The 279-nt window shown below is 41.6% G+C and carries 1 tRNA gene; it reads right to left on the reverse strand.

Annotated elements, in window-relative coordinates:
* Nucleotides 1-78 precede the first annotated feature (78 nt).
* Nucleotides 79-154, reverse strand: a tRNA-Asn gene (locus FTW16_RS22255).
* Between the last annotated feature and the right edge of the window lie 125 nt (nucleotides 155-279).

Genomic DNA, 279 nt, shown 5'->3' on the forward strand with positions numbered 1-279 from the left:
AGTCGGCACACTAAATTCTTTGCTTAAAGAGTTAAACTCTTCAACTAAAACCTCATATAAAATGAAGTTCTTTAAAAATGGCTCCCCTTGCAAGACTTGAACTTGCGACATACGGATTAACAGTCCGCCGTTCTACCAACTGAACTAAAGGGGAATTACTTGTCTCAACATCAGGTCTATAAAGACCATTATTTGTTAAGTACCAAATAATGGTGCCTCGAGGCGGAATCGAACCACCGACACGCGGATTTTCAATCCGCTGCTCTACCGACTGAGCTA

Source organism: Vibrio sp. T20 (genome assembly GCF_007858795.1).
In the GTDB taxonomy this organism is placed as follows: Bacteria; Pseudomonadota; Gammaproteobacteria; order Enterobacterales; family Vibrionaceae; genus Vibrio; species Vibrio satsumensis.